Origin of the sequence: Desulfolutivibrio sp., assembly GCF_036584575.1 — a bacterium.
Taxonomy (GTDB): domain Bacteria; phylum Desulfobacterota; class Desulfovibrionia; order Desulfovibrionales; family Desulfovibrionaceae; genus Desulfolutivibrio.
On record NZ_JAZHDB010000194.1, the window covers coordinates 18,076 to 35,595 of the forward strand.

The window sequence follows — 17,520 nt, forward strand, 5'->3', positions numbered from 1 at the left end:
GCTTTACTCAATGTGGGATGATCTTGCTTGCAGCCAAGCTATGAGGTCTTCGCGAAGATAGCCGACGTGTCGGCCGATACGAATCCGTTTTGGGCCTTGGCCCTCGGAATCGAGATTGGCTAGGTAGCCCTTAGAGATCATGCCGCCGAGGTAACGGTCAATCTCTTTGCGGGCCACGATTGGCGGGAGCGAATTAATTAGCGCTGCGAAATTTACATCATGCGGGGAAAGCTTCATCTGGGTAACCTCCTGATGGAATATGTAGGCAGGTTACCAGGGCGATTTGGCAAAGAGCTTAGCTACATGCCAAAAAACTCTTTGCTTCTAAATGTTCGAAATCTTACCTTTCGATTTGATTTGCCATCTTTGAGCTGTGCCAATTGATGATTGTCATGGACCGGATCAATCCAAAGCTGGATTTCATATTCCCCGCAAGGGGTATAGAAAGGTTTCTTTCGGAGGTCACGACAGATTATGTCCCAAAGCTTTTGCCGTGATTTGTTTGGATATAACTGTTTGTAATGATCTAGAAGTTGCTTGTATCCATTTCGATCACCTGTAGCTTCTCCGCCTTTACCTCTTCCAGTGTTCATGCTCGTGCCATCTTTAACTGAATTTATTGCACAAAATTGAGACATTGATCTAGCAATGGCGAAGGAACATAAAGCTATCCTATCTATGCTTCCCTGCGATCTCGCTTTGTCAAGAAGCTGTTTCTTTTGGATCATATCAGCGGCAGCTAGAAACTTTAACCTTTTAATATAATCTTTTTTGTCAGTACTCAAATCTAAAAAAGAATTCTCGTCATCGGAATTTATCAAATACTCATCTTCATGAAGATCGCATTCTTCCATTGTTGTATTTCTTTTTTTGCAAAATACTTTTCCAAATTCTTCTGCCAGTGTTAAATGAGCATCTATCCAAAGCCTTGCCTCTTCACAGAAATCATCGACATAGATATAGAACGCCACCTCTTTTTCATCTGTCTCCTCCGAGAGATGTTCAAACACAAAATTAGGTGGCTGTGAGAAAATCAAGGATTTAAAAATCCCCATACTGTAAGCCTTGTTTTCGTCAAAGCCGAGAGAGGCATAATGCATATCTGACATTCTTATTTTTGCCCTTGCTTTCCAGTCGAAGACTGCATAGTATTCTTGCAGAAGTCTGTAGAGCATATGATGTGCTAGTCATCCGGTTAAAGTGTTAATTCTGCTTTGTGTATTTTTGAATGTTGTAATTTTTTTGGACCGTGACTTTCTGCCCAGAATAATAGCATTTTAAAGCGCACTGGCCGTGGCCAATGACACGTCAAAGGACTTTATAGTTCTTCGCAACGAGTCAGGTGCTAAGTGACTATATCTTTCCGTCATTGACAAGGTCGAATGCCCCATGAGCTCTTTGACGCTGTACAAGTCCGTCCCTTGCTCTACGAGCCACGAGGCGAAGGTGTGGCGGAGCGTGTGGAAGACGACTTTTTGTCTGTGATCTGTGATTCCTTCATTGAATCCCAGATGCTGCACGGCGCGTTCAAACGCGTTTGAGACGTACGTTCGCTTGACTCCGCCGCGGCCTGGAAAGACGAGATCGCTCTCGGCGTATTTTGATTTCTGTGTCAGGATTTCGCGAACCCTGCTCGTCATGAACGCCGGGCGCGTTTTGCCGTTCTTAGTGTCGCGCAGGGTCAGCAGCTCGCGCTTGAAGTCCACATCGCCCCAGGTGAGGTTGAAAATCTCCCCGGCACGGAGGCCACAGTGGAGGCAGAGTAGGGCAATATCGTGAAGATCGGGAACGCGCTGCGCAAGGTAGTCGAGAAGGTTGTTCGCCTCCTCGTGCGTCAGAAAGCGCAGACGTCGATTGTCGGTCTTGGGCGTTTTAACTTTGCTCGTGGGCGATAGGCATTCGGTCAGCTCGCGGTCGCGCGCGAAATTGTAGACCTGGCGCACAACGCTCATGGCGTAGGCGACGCTTCGTGGGGTGAGGCCCGCGTCATTCATGGTTTTCATTACTCGTTCGAGATGAAAGGGGGAGATATCTTTCAACGAGACGTCGCCAATGACCGGAGCAATCCATTTCGTGAAAAGCCCGTTCTCCGTGACCACGGAGTTCGGCTTTTTGTTCTGTCGGGAGTGCTCCAGGTAGGGACCAGAAAAAATAGACCCAAAGGTGACGGCCGCCTGTTCTGTTCGCGCCTTTTCCTTGGCCTCGCGTTTGGCCTTCTCGTCGGCGATGACGCGCTTCTCGTGCAGTGTTCGAGGGCCTTGGCCTGTGCGTTGATTTTCTTTGAGTTCGGCGAGCCGCGCGGCGGCTTTTTGCTCGGTCCAGCCTTGCGAGGCCCAGCCTAAACCCTCCTCCTTGTCTTTGCCGTCCAGTTTGTAGCGAATGAAATAGTACCGGTCGAACTTCACCCCGTGCTTGCGGGTTGCGTGCTCGCGATACCGGACGCCGGGGAATTTGGATTTCACATACTCTCTGGGCATGGCTTCCTGACCTGTTTTTATCTGTTCAGGGGGTCAAGGCGGAAAAATTGGCCCCGCTCTGGCCCCGCGATTTGAGGTGAAATAGACTGGATTTGACTGAAGACATGTGAAGCGTCTAATCGAAAAAAACGCTTGATGTCAATATGTTTGGTAAGTAGTCTGAAATTGTCTGAAGGCTATAATAACTGAATGGGGTTCAGGGGGTCGGAGGTTCAAATCCTCTCATCCCGACCAGAGATTTAAAAAGGGGTCAGATCGAAAGATCTGATCCCTTTTTGCGTTGGATAACCGGGTGGACAGCCTCTTGGCCTGGGATCCCAGGTGGGTGAGTAACCGGGGCGACCCCTTATTTCTAAAATCAGGGGATCGGCTTGAACTTGGGAGGCCTGCCGGGTGGGCATCTTATCGTCTCGCTCGATTGACTTTACAGCTATATTTGTTTTTAAATGTCGTCCTTACGCATATCGTCCTCAATGGGAAGGCCTGAGTTCTTGCGTTAGCGGGAGGGCTCTCGTAATTTCCAAGTGGACCTGCCGTTATTCAACATGGGCATTTATGCGCTTATCTGATATGTTGTTCAAACAATACAGTGACAAGGAAGAAATCTATGGAAGATCAAGGGAGCTCGGGAACTGTAGAGGTCTTTCTGGCCACCTTGGGGGAAAGTCTTGAAGGTAAAGACGATGTAGACAAAGAGCTCGTAAAAATTCTCAAGGAACATATTTTGAAAGTTTCGCCAGCCCAAGACGTAGTTGTCCAAGCAATGAAGGACATTCTTGCGCTAGCAACTAACCGAGTCGAATCAATAATAGAAGAGAGAACAACCCATGAGTGAATCTCATAACTTCCTTCGATCACTCTCTTTAAGTGGATTTCGAGCCTATCTTCATCCCAAGACTTTTAATTTTAGCAAAAAACGAAGCTTGGCAGTTTTTGCTCCAAACGGAAAGGGAAAATCAAGTATAGTCGATGCAATAGAGTTTCTGTTGTCCAAAGATGGAACGCTAGAACGACTTGGGTTGAGAGCTGTCAACAATAATGCTGGAGTTGTTGCTCTTGCACATAATTTGGCTGATGAGAAGAATATTGAACCGGCCGTATCTTTCGAGGTTGTTCAAGGGGCAGTTGTTGAAAGCGGCAAGAGGTTGGCGACAGCAGCTAAGAGGCCTATTCCAGAAGCGATCGTTAAACTAAAAGGGTGCTTTGTAACAACCCCAATAATTCGTGGCCATTCATTGCGCTCTTTTGTAGAGGTGGATACGCCCCAAGAACGATACGCTAGGTTGGCTGCCTGGCTGCAACTTGATCCTCTTGTTGAAGTTCAAAAGAATATTCGTGCATTACGCTCTCATGTTAATTCTGCTGTAACTGATGTTTCTCCGCTTAATCATGTTGACGATTTGGTAGCAAAAGAAACAGTTCAAAGTGTTAAGAACTGGAATGATGTTGTGTTGCTCAATTATGTCAATATTTCTATTCTTTCACCTCTGGATTCCAAATTAATAATGACACGGATTTCAAAAATAGATCCGGCCTATCTGGAATTAGAAGCTCGTACGGAGATAGAGGAGAAGGAGGTTGGACTTGCTGGCTTGCGTCAAATACTAAAGGCGGCTACGTCCCTTTGGGAAAATGTTGTTAATGATGACGACGGCCAAATGGTTTTCAGTGGCGTAATACTTGATTTCGAAACGGCTGCTGTTAATTTGGAATCTACTAAAGCGAAGGAAGCGGAGGAGCGCAAAAAGGCATCAGCTTCTGCCTTTGCAGCTCTATGGAAGGCTGCGGAACCGCTTTTCTCCGACGGTGCGGTCCCTGTAGAAGCTTGCCCTATTTGCAATACACCAATAGCAGAAACAGCTGCTGGAAGTATTGGTGAGATTCATACTTATATTTCTCAAAGTATGGCCAAACTAGCTGACTATGCAAAAGCGAAAAATGAGTTATCTAAGGCAATTACTGCAACAAGTGATGCACGAGCAAAACTCCTTGCAGCCCTGCCCGTGCTTGTAGGTCTTTTGGATGACAAGGATGCAGTTTTAAAGTCCGATATTGAAACCTATCAAAGTGACGTTTTAAGTTGGTCAAAAGGTGAAATGCCAGCGTCTGGCAAGCTAGTCGCCTCAATTAATAAGTTGCTGGATAGGCTTGGCCAGGACATCTCGAAGATTGAAGAAAAACAAGGTGATCACACTTATGCTAAAGCCAAAGTAAAAATTGATCGCCTGATCGAATTACAGGCAGAACGGGAGTTAGCTTTGGGCGTTAAGAGGGAGCTTGAGGGTATTTCACGAGCTCTGTCCGAGCAGGCAACCATGATTTCGACTGAAATTCGAAAAAAGGTCGAATCGCTTCTGGATAAGTTGCAATCTCCTATAAATGAAATTTATCGACTGATCCAAGGGGACAGCGCCGTGCCGATTCGTCTGGAACTGCCGCCAGAGGACGAAACAAACCAACAGCGGCTGAGTCTGGTAATCGATTTTGCTGAAAATCGTCCAAGTGTCCAGCCTAGCGGCTATCTTAGTGATTCTCAGATTCATTCAGTAGCGTTAGCATTGCAGTTGGCTGCAATTAAGCATTTTAACCATGATGCACCGATTGTTATACTCGATGACATTGTCACATCTTATGATTCTGATCATCGTCGTAATATTGCGAAGCTGCTTGCCATATACTTTGTTGGCTATCAAGTCTTAATTACTACACATGATGAGCGTTTTTTCTGTTACCTAAAAGATCAACTTGGAGAGTGTGGTTGGCATTTTACAAGAATCACTGACCTTGACCCGACTTATGGCCCCCGATTTGCGGACCATAAAATTAGTGATGAAATGATTGAAGCTCGTTGGGCTGAAGGGCAGTCGGCGGCAAACGAGATGCGTCAAGCTGAAGAAGAATGGCTGTTAAGTATTTGTCGAGATTTTGGTGTTAGCGTTCGCATACGGCCTCTAGACAGAGCGTATTCTTATGAACGTAGTGAACTTGCTTCGGCTCTTGCTAGTTTTCTTAAAGATGCAAAGTTGACACAGCCTATAGTGCCAGGAGTAGCTAATCGCTTTCTTAATACTCTTCAGAAAGGAGAGGTGGAAAATTTTGGCAGCCATTTTCAAGATAATCCTCATGGATGTGGATCTCTCGGCGATGAGAAAGCGCGTTGGGAAGAATTTATAGCTTTTAAAAGAAGTTTTTTTTGTAAAAAATGTGGCAAAAGTAGGTTTAAGCGGCCAAGTAATTTGAAGAAGCCGGTTTGTGCTTGCGGTACTTGTGAAGCTCAACTAGAGCTTTGTATCGACGTTGTTGGTTCAGCTAGTACTGCGTGAAAGGCAAGTAGCAGTATATTATTTGCTGAAGTTGGGGTTGTGAGCAAACGTTTTATGAGACTGCTTTCTTGATGCGCTACCCTGGTCCACGGCAGTATATACTGTGCTGAGATGGTTATCACCTGCACTCCATCTGACCTTTCACCGGCCGGGCCGTCCAGGCTAATAACTGACCAACCCGGACGCTCTGCCGGGTCTGGCCGGGAGGAACCGATTAAAGCTAACTTTAATCCCACCCCGCAGGATTAAAGTTTTTGGCCGATTTCTTTAATCGCCCCACCGCCGTCCGCTTCGTCCGGCCCAATCAATACGTGAGGACGGCTCCCTGGCTTGTGCGTTCCCGAGCATCCGGGCGAACGCGCCCGGCATCCTCTTGCCGCGCCCCAAACGCGGCTACGCCGCCGGGTGCTCAGTCCTTTCTCTTGCGCCGCAGTCGAAACCACCGCCCATACTTCTTCGGGGCGTGCCCCTGCCGCCAGATGCGCAGAAAATGCCCACCCCAGAGGATGACCGCCGTGCTGTAGTGCAGCCACAAAACGAACAGCACCGCCCCGGCCAACGACCCGTAGACCATGTTGTAGCGCGGCATGGCCGTCACGAACCAGGTGAAAACCGCCGTCACCGCATAGGCCGCTACGGCCAGCCCCAGGCACAACGGCCCCGCCGCCCGCAGCGGCCGGATATGCGGCAGGCCCAGGGCATAGATGCAAAAAAACAGCGTGGCCAGGCAGCAAAGCGACCATACCACTCGCAAGGCCTCCCCCCACAGCCGCCCGCTGGGGAAAATCTCCTCCGAGGTATGGGCCAGGACCAAAAGCCCCGTGAGCACCGCCGTCAAAAGCCCGCTGACCACCGGCCCGCCCAACCAGGCCGCCGCCCGCAGCAGCAGTGACACCCGCTCCTCGCCGCCCTTCCAGGGATGGCGCAAGGCGCCGCGCAGCGCCGAAAAAAACAGGCAGGACGTCCAGGCGATAAAGACCAGGCTCGGCCAGCGCAGATGCGGTGCGGCCCACACCAATCGCCGCATGCGCCCGACCAGCAGATCGTCCGCCCACGGCGCCACCTCGCCCAGATGTTGCTTCACCAAAAGCTGGGCCTCCCAGGTGTCCCCCACCAGCATCCCATGCAGGGAAATGAGCAAAAATCCCATGGGGATAAACGAGATCAGGGCGTAAAACGCCAACGCCGCCGCCTGGGTCAGGCCCTGGTAGCGAAAAAAATCCCGGGTGGCCGCCCGGGCGGTGCGGAGAATATCGATTGCGGTCGTGTTCATGGCTCCTCCTTCCCTGCCGCATTTCGCCGTATTTGGAAAGCGACGGACAAGGGAGCGGGCCCCACGGCCGACCCGCAAAATGGGGCGGATTTGGCGCAAAAAGGCCCGCCCCCACAACGGGGACGGGCCTTTCGACGAGAGGGAGGTCTGCCGGTTACCGCTTGAGCTGGATGACTTCCGCCAACATGGTGTCCACGGTGGTGATGGTCTTGCTGTTGGCCTGGAAGCCGCGCTGGGTGAGGATCATGTCCACCATTTCCGAAGCCAGGTCCACGTTCGAGGTCTCCAGGGTGTTGCCGGAGATCGTGCCCAGGCGGCCGGTATTGGCCCGGCCGGTGGTGGGCTGCCCCGAGTCGATGGTCTCGGTGAACAGGTTGCTTCCGGCCCGGCTCAGGCCGTAGGAGTTGCTGAAATCCGCCAGGGCGATGGCGTAGAGCTCCATGGTCTGTCCGTTGGAAAACGTCCCGGTGAGCACGCCGTCCTGGTCCACGGACACCCCGGTGAGCATGCCTGCGGTATAGCCGTCCTGGGAGTTGAACAGGGTGGTCGAGGACGTGCTGTTGCTGGTGGTGATGTTGGTGTTGAACTTTGTGGTGGCGGAGTCAAACCCCGTCAGATTGGTTTGCGACGTGCCGACGCCGGCGGCCGTGGCGGCCCCGCCCGTGAATCCGGTGGTGTTGCGGATGCCCATGTTCAGGGCGATGTTGACGGCGTTGGCCGAATCGGTGGCGCTGCCGCCGGACACCGACCGGAAGTTCGCCGTGAACTCGGGATAGCCGCTGGCATTGATTTCCGCCGGGGTCCACTGATTGAGGTTGACCGAGCCGCCGGAGGCCGTGGCGTCGGCCTTGAGGGTATAGGCGCTGGTGTTCTCCAGGTTGCCCGAGGCGTCGAAGGTCAGGGTGCCCATCATCAGCAGGCCGGCCGTGTCGGTGGTGCTGACCGCGAGGCCCCCATTGCTGTCGGGCAGGGTCCGGCCGTCTTCCAGGGGATCGCAGGTGACGATGTATTCCCAGTAGGACTTGCCGCCGGAGTTGCTGACCGTGACCTTGTCGTAATAGATGGTGATGTTGTGGGACGTGCCATTTTGGTCGTAGACCTTCATGGTGGTCTGATAGGCGAAGGCCGTATCCGCCAGGGCATCCTCGTCGTCAAGCACATTCTGCCCATCCCACAGGGTGGCCATGGCGAAAAACGGGTCCGTATCGCTGGTGGCATGGTCCGTCTCAGCCGAATCGAGCTGGGTGGTGACGGTCATGTTCTGGGTGGCCTGGGCCGGAATCTGGAACTGGTCGAGTTTGATGTCCTTGATCGACCCCTTGATGGGCACCTGGGTGGTGGTGATGCCCGAGGCCTCGTTGCTGCGAATCTTGGCGTTGTCCACTTCCCAGCCCTGCACCACGTAGCCGTTGGTGTCGACAAGATACCCGTCGTTGTCGAAGCGGAAGTTCCCGGCCCTGGTATAGTAGGAGGTCAGGTTCCCGCTGCTCAAGGCCTGCCCGTTTTCACCGGTGGAGGTCTTTTCCTTGACGATGTAATAGCCGTTGCCGCCGATGGCCATGTCCAGGGCATCGGTGGTGGTCTCGAAGCCGCCCTGGCTCAGGTCGGCATAGACGGCGCCGATGGTCACGCCGGTGCCGATCTGGGCGACGCCGGCCGACGTCCCGATATCCTGGCTGATGAGATCCTCGAAATACATATTGGATCCCTTATAGGCCACGGTGTTCACGTTCGCTAAATTGTTGCTGATAAGCCCCATCCGCTGCCCATGGGCAAGCAGTCCCGTCACCCCAGCCCACATGGAAGAACTCAGTCCCATTGTATACCTCCTCTCTTCGTCATCAAAAAAATATCAAATCCATTGTTATGAAGTGGCTTCATCCGTTGCGACTTCATCTTCATCGACAATTTCCGTAATGTTGCTAAAGGCCACCAAAACGTCGCCAACCCGCAGGTAATAGGTTCCATCGGAACTCTCGACACCGGTGACCTTGCCTTCAATCTCCGTGCTGGCCACACCGGCGTTGCCGTCGGCATCCTGGGTCATGATGGTCACCGTGTAGACGCCGTCGTCCATGACGTTGCCGTCGCTATCCATGCCGTCCCAGACGAAATCGTATTCACCCGCGTTCATGCCGCCCAAATCCACCGTGCGCACCACATTGCCATCCTCGTCGAGCACGTTGGCCAACACCGTTTCGGCGTCGGTCTCAATCGTATAGTGGATGGTGCTGGCCTCCCCTTCCTCAAGCTGGATCGACTCGCCCGAGGCCCGGATGGTCTTGCCGATGAACTGGACCGCCGAGAACATCTGGTTTTCGAGGACGTTCTCATTGAGCTCGGTGATGCCGGTGCTGATGTTGGTGAGCTGTTCCAGGCTCGAAAATTGCGCCAACTGGGCCACGAAATCCTGGTCGTCCATGGGATCGAGAGGATCCTGATAGGTAAGCTGGGTCAAAAGGAGTTGCAAAAAGGCCTCCTTCCCCAGATCCGTGGTCGATGAGCTGGTGGTCGTTGACGTATCCGTCGTATACGAGGAGTCAAGAAGGCTCGATACTGAAGACATAACCACCCTCCAGGATGTTACGCAAAAACGTCCACACCTTCGTTACGCGTCGCCATGGCGGAAGATACCGTATCCGTCGTCACATCTGTCGCCCCAAGCGAGCCCATTCCCAAAATCCTCAAGGCGGTACGCCGCATATCCGATTCTTCCTGCTGCCGCCGGGCTTCATTGTGCTGATTGGCGCCCTGCCAGGCGGACTGATCCTGCTGCTGGGCCAGGTTGGTCTGCACATCAAGCTTGCTGACCTTGAGCCCCTGCTGTTCGAGGCACTCGCGGACCTTCACCATGTTTTCGCTTAAAATTTTGGCTGCTTCCGGGGTTTCGGCCCTGATGACCGCCTGGACGTCCTTGTCCTTGACCGTCAGCATCACGGTGACCGAACCCAGTTCATCCGGCGTCAGGTTCAGGGTGAGGCGATTCGCCCCCTGCCCCAGGTTCTTGAGCATCCCGTTCTCGACCTGACGCAGCACGTCGGAAGAGACGGAAGAATTCGTGCTCTGGGAATTTTCTGCCTGGGCCATGCGCGGGGAGACCTGGGAGGAAGTGATGCCCGCCAAGGCGTCCGTAAGCGTCGCCTCCGTCCCCGAATGCTTGGTCGCGCTGGCATCCAGGCCGATCTTGCTCCAAAATCCCGTCCAGTCGGCATCCGTTGAGGACGCGCCGGAATCCTTCTGGGCCTTCGTGTCGCCAAGCCCTGCCTGTTCCCGGCTCGCCGTGGCGCGTTCCTTCGCGCTCCGTTCGTCCGTGGTCCCGTTCTGGTTTCCGCTTGCGCTCCCATTCCCCAAAAAGCCCTTCCCGTTTCCGGATGCGCCGGACTGACCCTGAGGATCGGCCCCCTGGCTGTCCTCGGACAACGTCACGCGCTTTTGGGCGACCGATTGGCCTTCCGTGGCGCTCTGGGCCTGCCCCTTGGCGGTCTTGGTCGAGGCCTCGGCCTCTTCCGTGAAGGCAAAGCCCAGATCGGCCACGCTCTTCGTGCCCGACGACGTGCTCCCGTCGTTCTCATCGGCCCCGCGCGAGGCCATTTCCCGGGCCAACATGGCCTTTCTGGCCACCTGATCCTCCCGGGAATCGGAAAGGGTCTGGCCAAATTCCCGCTTCTGCGCCGCCACGAACACCTGGGAGGCCAGTTCCTTCATCCCGGCCAGGGCCTTGCTCTCGGTCGCGGCCTGATCCTTAACCTCGGCGGTGATGGCCAAAAGGGCGGTCTTGATGTCCCGACCGACCAGTTCGCTGTCCTCAAGACGGGAAAAAAGTTCCGACAACCGGGTCTGAGCGCTCGTGGACAATCCCAAGGCCTGGGCCAGGGCCTGGGCCTCCCCCGGGGTGACGGTCAGGGTGGTCTCGGCAGACAGGGACGAAAGCTTGGAGGAGATGGAACTCCAGGCCTTGGTGGTCTGTCCCTGCTCCAGTTCCGTCATCAACTGGGACGATTCGCCGGGGGTAAACCCGATCTTGCCCAGAAAGCTCTGCACCTGGCGCTTGCTCTCCGCACTCAGGGCGCTAGGCTGGCTGGCGACGATCTTGTCCTGCAAAAACGTCATAAACGAGCCCCAGGTCAGTCCCTGAGGGGTGTCGATCCGGGCCTCAAGCTCCTCGATATCCTTGTCGCTGATCCCGCTCTTGGAGAGGCTGGCCTTGAGTTGGGCAAAATCTTCCTTGGTCATGCGCACGTTGGTGGGATCGGAAACCACATTTCCGAGCCCGGCGGACAACAGCCCGGAGGTGGCCAGGGTGGCCGTGTTGGCCGCGTTGGCGGAAGATTCGCTCTTGCGACTGGTCGTGGCGATATTTTGTCCTGAAGAATCGGTGGTTTCGTTCAGGCAGGCGTCGAAATACGAACTGAAGGCGTTGGCCTGCTTGCGATAGGCCTGGGGGTCAAGCCCGCCGAGGGTCTCAAGCCCTGCCTTGGCTCGAGTTTCGTCTGATGAGGGCAAAATCTGCATGGTCGGTCTCCTGGGGCAAAGAAACTTCAAGAGCCGTTCCAAAAAAAATAGCCTGGAATTCCAGGCCATTTCAAATCGCGCTCCCCACCATCGGGGCACTTTTTTCCCTCAGCCGGGAGGGAGGCCGGAAGGACCGGACGTCGCCTGCGCCACCCAGGACACCCTCTCCAGGCATATCCGCCCCGCCTCGCTGGAAAAATCGCCGTTTTGCAAAAAGAGGTGCAGGTATCCGGTCAAGGGGCGCACAAAGGGAGGAAATCCGGCCCAAAACGACTCGTCGGAAAAATCCCCCCGCCCCGATATCCCGGCCCGCAAAAATCCCCCCAGGCGCGGCAGGGTTCGGACAAAGGCCGCGGCCAGCCGGGGCAGGCTGCGCGCCAGCTCATCCCATGCCCTGTGCGGCCGGGAAATATCTCCGAGGCCGAAAAAATGCCCGAACATCTCCGACCAAAACCTTCCCAGGGCCTCCCCGGCCAGGGACGGCCGTCCGGAAACGGCCTCAAGCCGGTACAATCCCCGATCATCCCGGGCCACCTGGAAAAGATCCATCCCCGACAGCCCCGTCCCGGCAGTCCCGGCAGTCCCGGCAAGACGTCGGCTCTCCCCCCGCACCATGCGCCAGGCGGCATAGGCCACCCGGGCCGGATCGAAGGCCGCACGGCACGGCATGGGCGACCGGGAGCATTCCCAGCAGCCCCGGCAACTCACCGCACCCCGCAAGACGAAATGCCCCGGCTGGTACGGCCCCGTCTCCCAGGGATTCACCGGCCCCATGGACAGGTTGAGCACCCGGCATCCAGTCCAGGCCGCCAGATGCATGGGACCGGTATCCGGGGTGATCAGCAGATGAAAGGTCTGCAACACCTTGGCCAGCTCGGCCAGCCCCAGCCGCCCGCAATATTCGAGGGCCGCCCCGCCGCACAGCCGCTTGACCTCCCGGCCAAGCTCCCGTTCCGCCGGACCTCCCAGGAGCACCGGCCTAAGCCCCCGCCGGGCCAGTTCCCGGGCCAGGCTTCCCCAAAAGGCCGCATCCGGACGCTTTTCCGGCTGGCTGGCGCCGAGAAACACCCCCACCTGGCCATCCTGCCCCGCCAGTTGGCGCGGCGCGTCCCAGCGCGTCGCCGCGATCATCTCCCGGGGAATCACGTCCAGGGCGTTGAGGTCCGCCCAGTGGAAGCGGTTGTGGCGATTGTTGCGCACCAGCGAGGCCCGGTAGAGCTGCCAGTCCCCGTGCATCCTGAGCACGCCGCCCTCCTCCATGACCAGGCCCGCCTTGCGCGGCGCGGCGGCCTTCCCGGCCAATTCCGCCGCCTCGGGTCGATGGCTCAGGTTGATCACCATGTCATATTCATGGGCCGCGACCCGGCCGCCGCCATCCCAGCCCACATAGTCCACGGCCGGGCCTAGGGCGGACAGCGGCCCGAAAAACCCAGGTTCGCCCACCACCCGGATCGCCGCCCCCGGATAGGCCCGGGTCAGCCATAAAAACAGCGGGAAAGACAGGATCAGGTCGCCCATCCGCTGCATCTGGAAGACCAGAATCCTCACGCCTGCCCCCCCGCCTGGCCCGGCGCGGCAGCCGGGACATGCACCTGTTCCGCAATCCAGGTCCATTTGACGGCGGCGTCCAGGCGGGCGGCCTGGAAGGCGGCCTCGGCCATGGCCGCGAACTGATCCCGGGAATAGAACTGGTGCAGCTTGAACTGGTTGGCGAAGCCCGTGGAATACTGGCTGCCGCCGGGTCGGCCCTGGCTGCCCGTGCGCTTGCGGTGCAGGACGCGCAGATGCCCCTGGTAGATGGGGACATGGCCCGCCAAAAGACAGCGGAAATCATGGTCCAGATCGTCGTATTGGGAGGGCGACAGGCGGATGTCGAAGTCGCCCGCCGTGCGCAACAGGGCGGTGGAGAACAGATGGCAGCAGCCGGTGACCGAGGCGCAGGGCCGCAGGTAGTCAAAGCGGCCCATGTCCAGGGAATGCAGATGAGCCCGGGAGATCTCGAAGGCCCGGGAAAACGCCGGTTCGCCGGGCGGCTCGGGCAGGGGTTCGAGAAACAGATCCGCGCTTTGGATGTGGGCGGGATGGGCTGCGTCCACCACCCGGCATCCGTAGACCCCGGCCTTGGGGAAGGCCTGGACGGCGGCGGCGAGTCGGCCCAGGAAATCCCGGGGGACATCGGCGTCGTCGTCGAGGTAGGCGGCATAGGCCGCACCCTGGGTCGCCGGATGGCGCGCCAGCCAGTTGCGGGCCGCAGGCGCCCCGATGTTGACCGGCAGATCGACCCGCGAAAGCACATCCGGACCCAGCCGGTCGATCCAGGCCGTGACCACGTCGGCCGTGGCGTCGGCGGACCCGTTGTCCAGAACCACGATGCGCGTTCCCAGGGCGAAGGACAGGTCGGCCCCGGCCAGGCTGGCCAGGGTGTTGTCCAGATCGGCGGCCTTGTTGCAGGTATAGAGCAAAAGGGCCAGAGCGCCGGGAAGGGTCGCCCTGGTCCGGTCCAGGCCAAGGGCCAGGTCGTGCAGGCGCAAAAGCGTGGTCACATTGAACGGATGCGTGGCGAAATCCCGGCCGAGCAGGGAGACGGCCTCGTCGCGACGTCCCAGCCGCAGCAGGGCCTCGGCCCGGCGTGTCCGCGTCGCCCCCATGGGGAGGACGGCGCTGGCGGCGGCATACTGGCGTTCGGCCAGGGCGAAGTCGTGGTGCAAAAAGGCCGCGTCGGCATCGATGCGATCCGCCAGAAAGGCCAGCGGGGCCAGGACGCCCAGCGGGCTATGACGTAGATGGGCGGAGGCCCGGGCGGCGGCGTCGAAATCCCCGGCCGCCAGGGCCAGGGAGGCCAGGTGGCGCAGCCAGTGGAGGTTGCCGGGCTCGGCCTCCAGGCGGCCGAACAGGAAGGCCATGGTCTTGTCGTGCTCGCGCCGTTCCAGGAGCCGGGCAAAATAGCGGACATCGGCGGGCGGCCTGTCCTGGCCGGACACGGCCGCCAGCACGCGGCGGCGCGCCTCGTCCAGGAAGGGCCGGGCGACGTCCAGGGCCAGGACGGAGGCGGCCAGGGAACCGTTTAGGGGGTCGGCCTCCCAGGCGGCCTGTCGCAGGTCGCAGGCCAGACGATGCAGTTCCTGGGGCGGCATGCCGCCCTGCCCCGCTGCCGGGCCATCGGCCAGGGCCTCGGCCAGGGCGGCGGCCCGGACAAGCTCAGGACTGCCGTCGCCGCCCACCAGCAGGGCGCGCAGCAGGGGTTCGGGAACGGTGGAGACGGGCGCGAAGACATCCATGGCTCATCCTGTGGCGAAAAGGCGGCGCATGACGGCAAAAAGCGTCTCCATGCGCCGGTCGTAGGTGTGCTCGGCCAGGATGCGGCGTCTGGCGGCCAGGGCGATGCGGCGACGTTCGTCGGGACGCCCCAGATAATGGCGGACCAGGTCCGGCAGTTCGTCCGGGTGGGCATAGATGGCGGATTCCCGGTCCGGATCGAACAGGGCGTCCATCTGTTCCTGACGGTCGGTGAGAAGAAACGCGCCGCAGGCCGGCACGTCGAAAACCCGCTGGTTGACCGCGCCCTTCATCTGGCGGCTGGTGATGTTGAGGTTGACCTCGCTGCGGGGATAAAAATCGGGCAACTGGTCGTAATAGGCCATCTCCGGCAGCCGCCGCCACCGGCGTCCCTCGTCTGCAAAGGTTTCCAGCCAGCCCGCGTCGCCCACGATGGTGGGGAAAAAGGGCATGACCCGGGCCAGGCAGTCCCGTCGGTACAGGCGGGTGGCCTCCCAGACCACGGCGGTCTCGAAGGCCAGGGTGCGGTCGGGGCCGGAAAGGGATTGGTAATGGGCAAGCATATCCGGATGCCGGGAGGCCAGGAAGGCGGGCACGGATCGATCGGGGCTTTGGCCGAAACCGCAGGCGATGTCCGACAGCTTTGCCGCCAGATCGGGATGGGGCGCGGCGTGGGCCAGCCGCGTCCGGGTCTTGGCCAGCATGGAGTTGCCCACGAAAGACACCCTGGCGGCCAGGGCATGGCCGGGATCACGGTCCTTTTTCGGCCGAAAGCGGGTCACGTCGGCGGCCAGGGGCAGGTGGAAGACGTTGCCGCAGCCGCTTTGCGCCAAAAAGGGCACGGTGTCCGCGTCCCAGGTGAAGGCCGCCGCATGGCTCGGGAAGGGCCGGACGTAGTTTCCCAGGATCAGTTCCGGATTGTCCGCGAACCAGGAGGCCAGGGGCAGTTCCAGGCGGGACAACAGATCCGTGAGGTACCCCTCGCGATCCAGGCCCAAATGATTGAAGGTCAGGATGAAATCGGGCCGGAAATCGGCCACGTCCGCCGCGACCCGGGCCAGGAAGGCCTCGGCGTCCAGTTCGTCCGCGCCGACCTGGGCATACCGGCAGGGCACGCCCAGGCGGCCGCAGGCGGCCACGACCTCGCCAGAGAGAAAAAGCCGTGAGCTCAGAAGCAACACCCGGGGCGCATCCCCGGCAAAGCGGGGATACCGGCAGGCGGAAAAAGGATCGCGGCCGGGTCTGGCGGCCGGGGCGGCGGCCCGGGTCCGGGAGTTGAGCCCGTGCAGGACGGCCCCGTAATAGCCGGGGTCCAGGCGCTGGTAGGCGGGCAGGACCAGGGGGACGGGGACGCGCCCCGTTGTGGCGCACAGCGCGTCAATCGCGGCCAGGACCGCCTCCGGGTCCGGGTCGTCGAACCACACCACCCGGGGATCGGCGGCGGCGGCCCGGTCAAGCCCCGTGATGTCCAGGAGCGGGGCCTCGCGGTCCACCACCGCCAGACGCGGCAGCACAGGGGGGGCGGCGACGGCCGGGGCGTCCCCGAGCAGGGCGGCCAGGGCATGGCCCAGCCCGGACCCGACGAGCACCGGCAACACGGCTGACCCTCCGGAGGAGGCGACAAGGGGGGATTTTGCGGCAAGGCTGTCCAGGAGGCGCAATTCGCCGCTGCGGGCGCTTCGGCCGAAAAGATGGCGAGTTTTTCCGGCCTGGGTCAGCCGGATGTCCGTGAGCGCGCCGTCGTGGCTGACGGCCGCCGCCTCATAGGGCCAGGGATCGGTCATGCGCGGCGCGGTCCATATGCCGGGGCGCGGAACAGGCGTTTTCAGGACAAAAGCGCCGCCACGTCCTCTTCGTTTTCAACCACCTGAAAATACGACAACAGTTGCACAAGCCCCAGGGTCTTTCGGACTTTCGGGCTTAACCGGCACAGGTAGCAGGCCTTCCCGATGCTGCGCATGCGGGTGTTCACGGACACCAGAAAGCCGATGCCGGAACTGTCCATAAAGCCCACCCCGGACAGATCCAAAACCACCGCCGCCACCTCGTTGTCGGCCAGCTCCGCCTCCAGGTGGCGTTTGAGCTCCGGGGTCACGTCCAGGGTGACTTCGCCGTCGTATTTGAAATACAAGGCGTTTTTTCCACGCGAAACCGTCAGCTTTTCCACGAAGTTTTCCCTATTTTCTTATGAATGGCCACGATGTTTTCCTGCCCCTCGGAGCGAACCGCCACGGCATCGGAAAGCCGGGAGATGATGAACAGTCCCCGGCCGCCCTCGGCCTCGGGCGCGGGATTCACGAACCGCACAGGGCCCTCGAACCCGTACCCCCAGTCCACGATCTCCAGGTCCACGCTCTCTCCGGGAGAAACCGCCAGCCGCACCTCCAGCCGCCCTTCCCCGCCGCGATAGGCATGGCGGGCCACGTTGGCGCAGGCCTCGGTGAGCATGATGTCCAGGTCGTGCAGGATGTTCTGGTCGGCAAGATACTGCCCGAGAAAACCCACCACCTCCCTGGCCAGCCCACGGCTTTGCTCGGGTGCGGAGTGGGCCGCAAAGGTGCGGCGGATCATGGGCGTCCCCCGACAGCGGACGCGTTTGAACCGGGATGCGGGCAAGGCCCGTGCGTAGCTTCCATGTATCGGATCATTTCGCCAAAAA

Annotated in this window: 14 protein-coding genes; 2 read left to right on the forward strand and 12 right to left on the reverse strand. The window is 58.6% G+C overall.

Annotated features, from left to right (window positions below; translation table 11 throughout):
* Nucleotides 1-3: 3 nt before the first annotated feature.
* From V3572_RS13850 to V3572_RS13860, 3 genes are all read right to left on the reverse strand, one after another.
* Nucleotides 4-237 carry a helix-turn-helix transcriptional regulator gene (locus tag V3572_RS13850; protein WP_332111603.1) on the reverse strand — a complete coding sequence of 78 codons (234 nt, stop codon included), beginning with the start codon at nt 235-237 and terminating at the stop codon, nt 4-6.
* Nucleotides 238-299: 62 nt separating this feature from the next.
* Nucleotides 300-1,175, reverse strand: coding sequence for a hypothetical protein (locus V3572_RS13855; RefSeq protein ID WP_332111604.1), 876 nt, complete (start codon nt 1,173-1,175; stop codon nt 300-302).
* Nucleotides 1,176-1,277: 102 nt separating this feature from the next.
* Nucleotides 1,278-2,477: a tyrosine-type recombinase/integrase gene (locus tag V3572_RS13860; RefSeq protein WP_332111605.1), complete on the reverse strand. Its 1,200-nt coding sequence runs from the start codon at nt 2,475-2,477 to the stop codon at nt 1,278-1,280.
* Between the two features lie 607 nt (nt 2,478-3,084).
* Between V3572_RS13860 and V3572_RS13865 the strand changes: the two genes are divergently transcribed.
* Nucleotides 3,085-3,312: a hypothetical protein gene (locus V3572_RS13865; RefSeq protein WP_332111606.1), complete on the forward strand. Its 228-nt coding sequence runs from the start codon at nt 3,085-3,087 to the stop codon at nt 3,310-3,312.
* On the forward strand, nt 3,305-5,800 hold the full coding sequence (locus V3572_RS13870; RefSeq protein ID WP_332111607.1) for an AAA family ATPase: 2,496 nt from the start codon (nt 3,305-3,307) through the stop codon (nt 5,798-5,800). The genes V3572_RS13865 and V3572_RS13870 overlap by 8 nt, the downstream gene beginning before the upstream one ends.
* A 409-nt stretch (nt 5,801-6,209) precedes the next feature.
* Here V3572_RS13870 and V3572_RS13875 read toward each other — a convergent pair whose 3' ends face one another.
* The 9 genes from V3572_RS13875 to V3572_RS13915 all read right to left on the reverse strand — a co-directional run bounded on the left by V3572_RS13875 (nt 6,210) and on the right by V3572_RS13915 (nt 17,432).
* Nucleotides 6,210-7,073, reverse strand: coding sequence for a YihY/virulence factor BrkB family protein (locus tag V3572_RS13875; RefSeq protein WP_332111608.1), 864 nt, complete (start codon nt 7,071-7,073; stop codon nt 6,210-6,212).
* Between the two features lie 154 nt (nt 7,074-7,227).
* Nucleotides 7,228-8,892: a flagellar hook protein FlgE gene (locus tag V3572_RS13880; protein WP_332111609.1), complete on the reverse strand. Its 1,665-nt coding sequence runs from the start codon at nt 8,890-8,892 to the stop codon at nt 7,228-7,230.
* A 45-nt stretch (nt 8,893-8,937) separates the two neighbouring features.
* Nucleotides 8,938-9,639 (reverse strand): flagellar hook assembly protein FlgD, encoded by a 702-nt coding sequence (locus tag V3572_RS13885; protein ID WP_332111610.1) that lies wholly within the window; start codon nt 9,637-9,639, stop codon nt 8,938-8,940.
* Between the two features lie 17 nt (nt 9,640-9,656).
* A complete protein-coding gene (locus tag V3572_RS13890; RefSeq protein WP_332111611.1) occupies nt 9,657-11,585 on the reverse strand; it encodes a flagellar hook-length control protein FliK in 1,929 nt (642 codons plus the stop codon).
* A 108-nt stretch (nt 11,586-11,693) separates the two neighbouring features.
* Nucleotides 11,694-13,133: a glycosyltransferase family 9 protein gene (locus V3572_RS13895; protein WP_332111612.1), complete on the reverse strand. Its 1,440-nt coding sequence runs from the start codon at nt 13,131-13,133 to the stop codon at nt 11,694-11,696.
* Complete coding sequence (locus V3572_RS13900; protein WP_332111613.1) at nt 13,130-14,863, reverse strand: glycosyltransferase; 1,734 nt, start codon at nt 14,861-14,863, stop codon at nt 13,130-13,132. Before V3572_RS13900 ends, V3572_RS13895 begins: the two co-directional genes overlap by 4 nt.
* Before the next feature lie 3 nt (nt 14,864-14,866).
* Nucleotides 14,867-16,645: a CgeB family protein gene (locus V3572_RS13905; protein ID WP_332111614.1), complete on the reverse strand. Its 1,779-nt coding sequence runs from the start codon at nt 16,643-16,645 to the stop codon at nt 14,867-14,869.
* A gap of 41 nt (nt 16,646-16,686) precedes the next feature.
* Entirely contained in the window at nt 16,687-17,028 is a 342-nt protein-coding gene (locus tag V3572_RS13910; RefSeq protein ID WP_332111615.1) for an STAS domain-containing protein, read from the reverse strand.
* On the reverse strand, nt 17,016-17,432 hold the full coding sequence (locus V3572_RS13915) for an ATP-binding protein (RefSeq protein WP_332111616.1): 417 nt from the start codon (nt 17,430-17,432) through the stop codon (nt 17,016-17,018). Before V3572_RS13915 ends, V3572_RS13910 begins: the two co-directional genes overlap by 13 nt.
* Between the last annotated feature and the right edge of the window lie 88 nt (nt 17,433-17,520).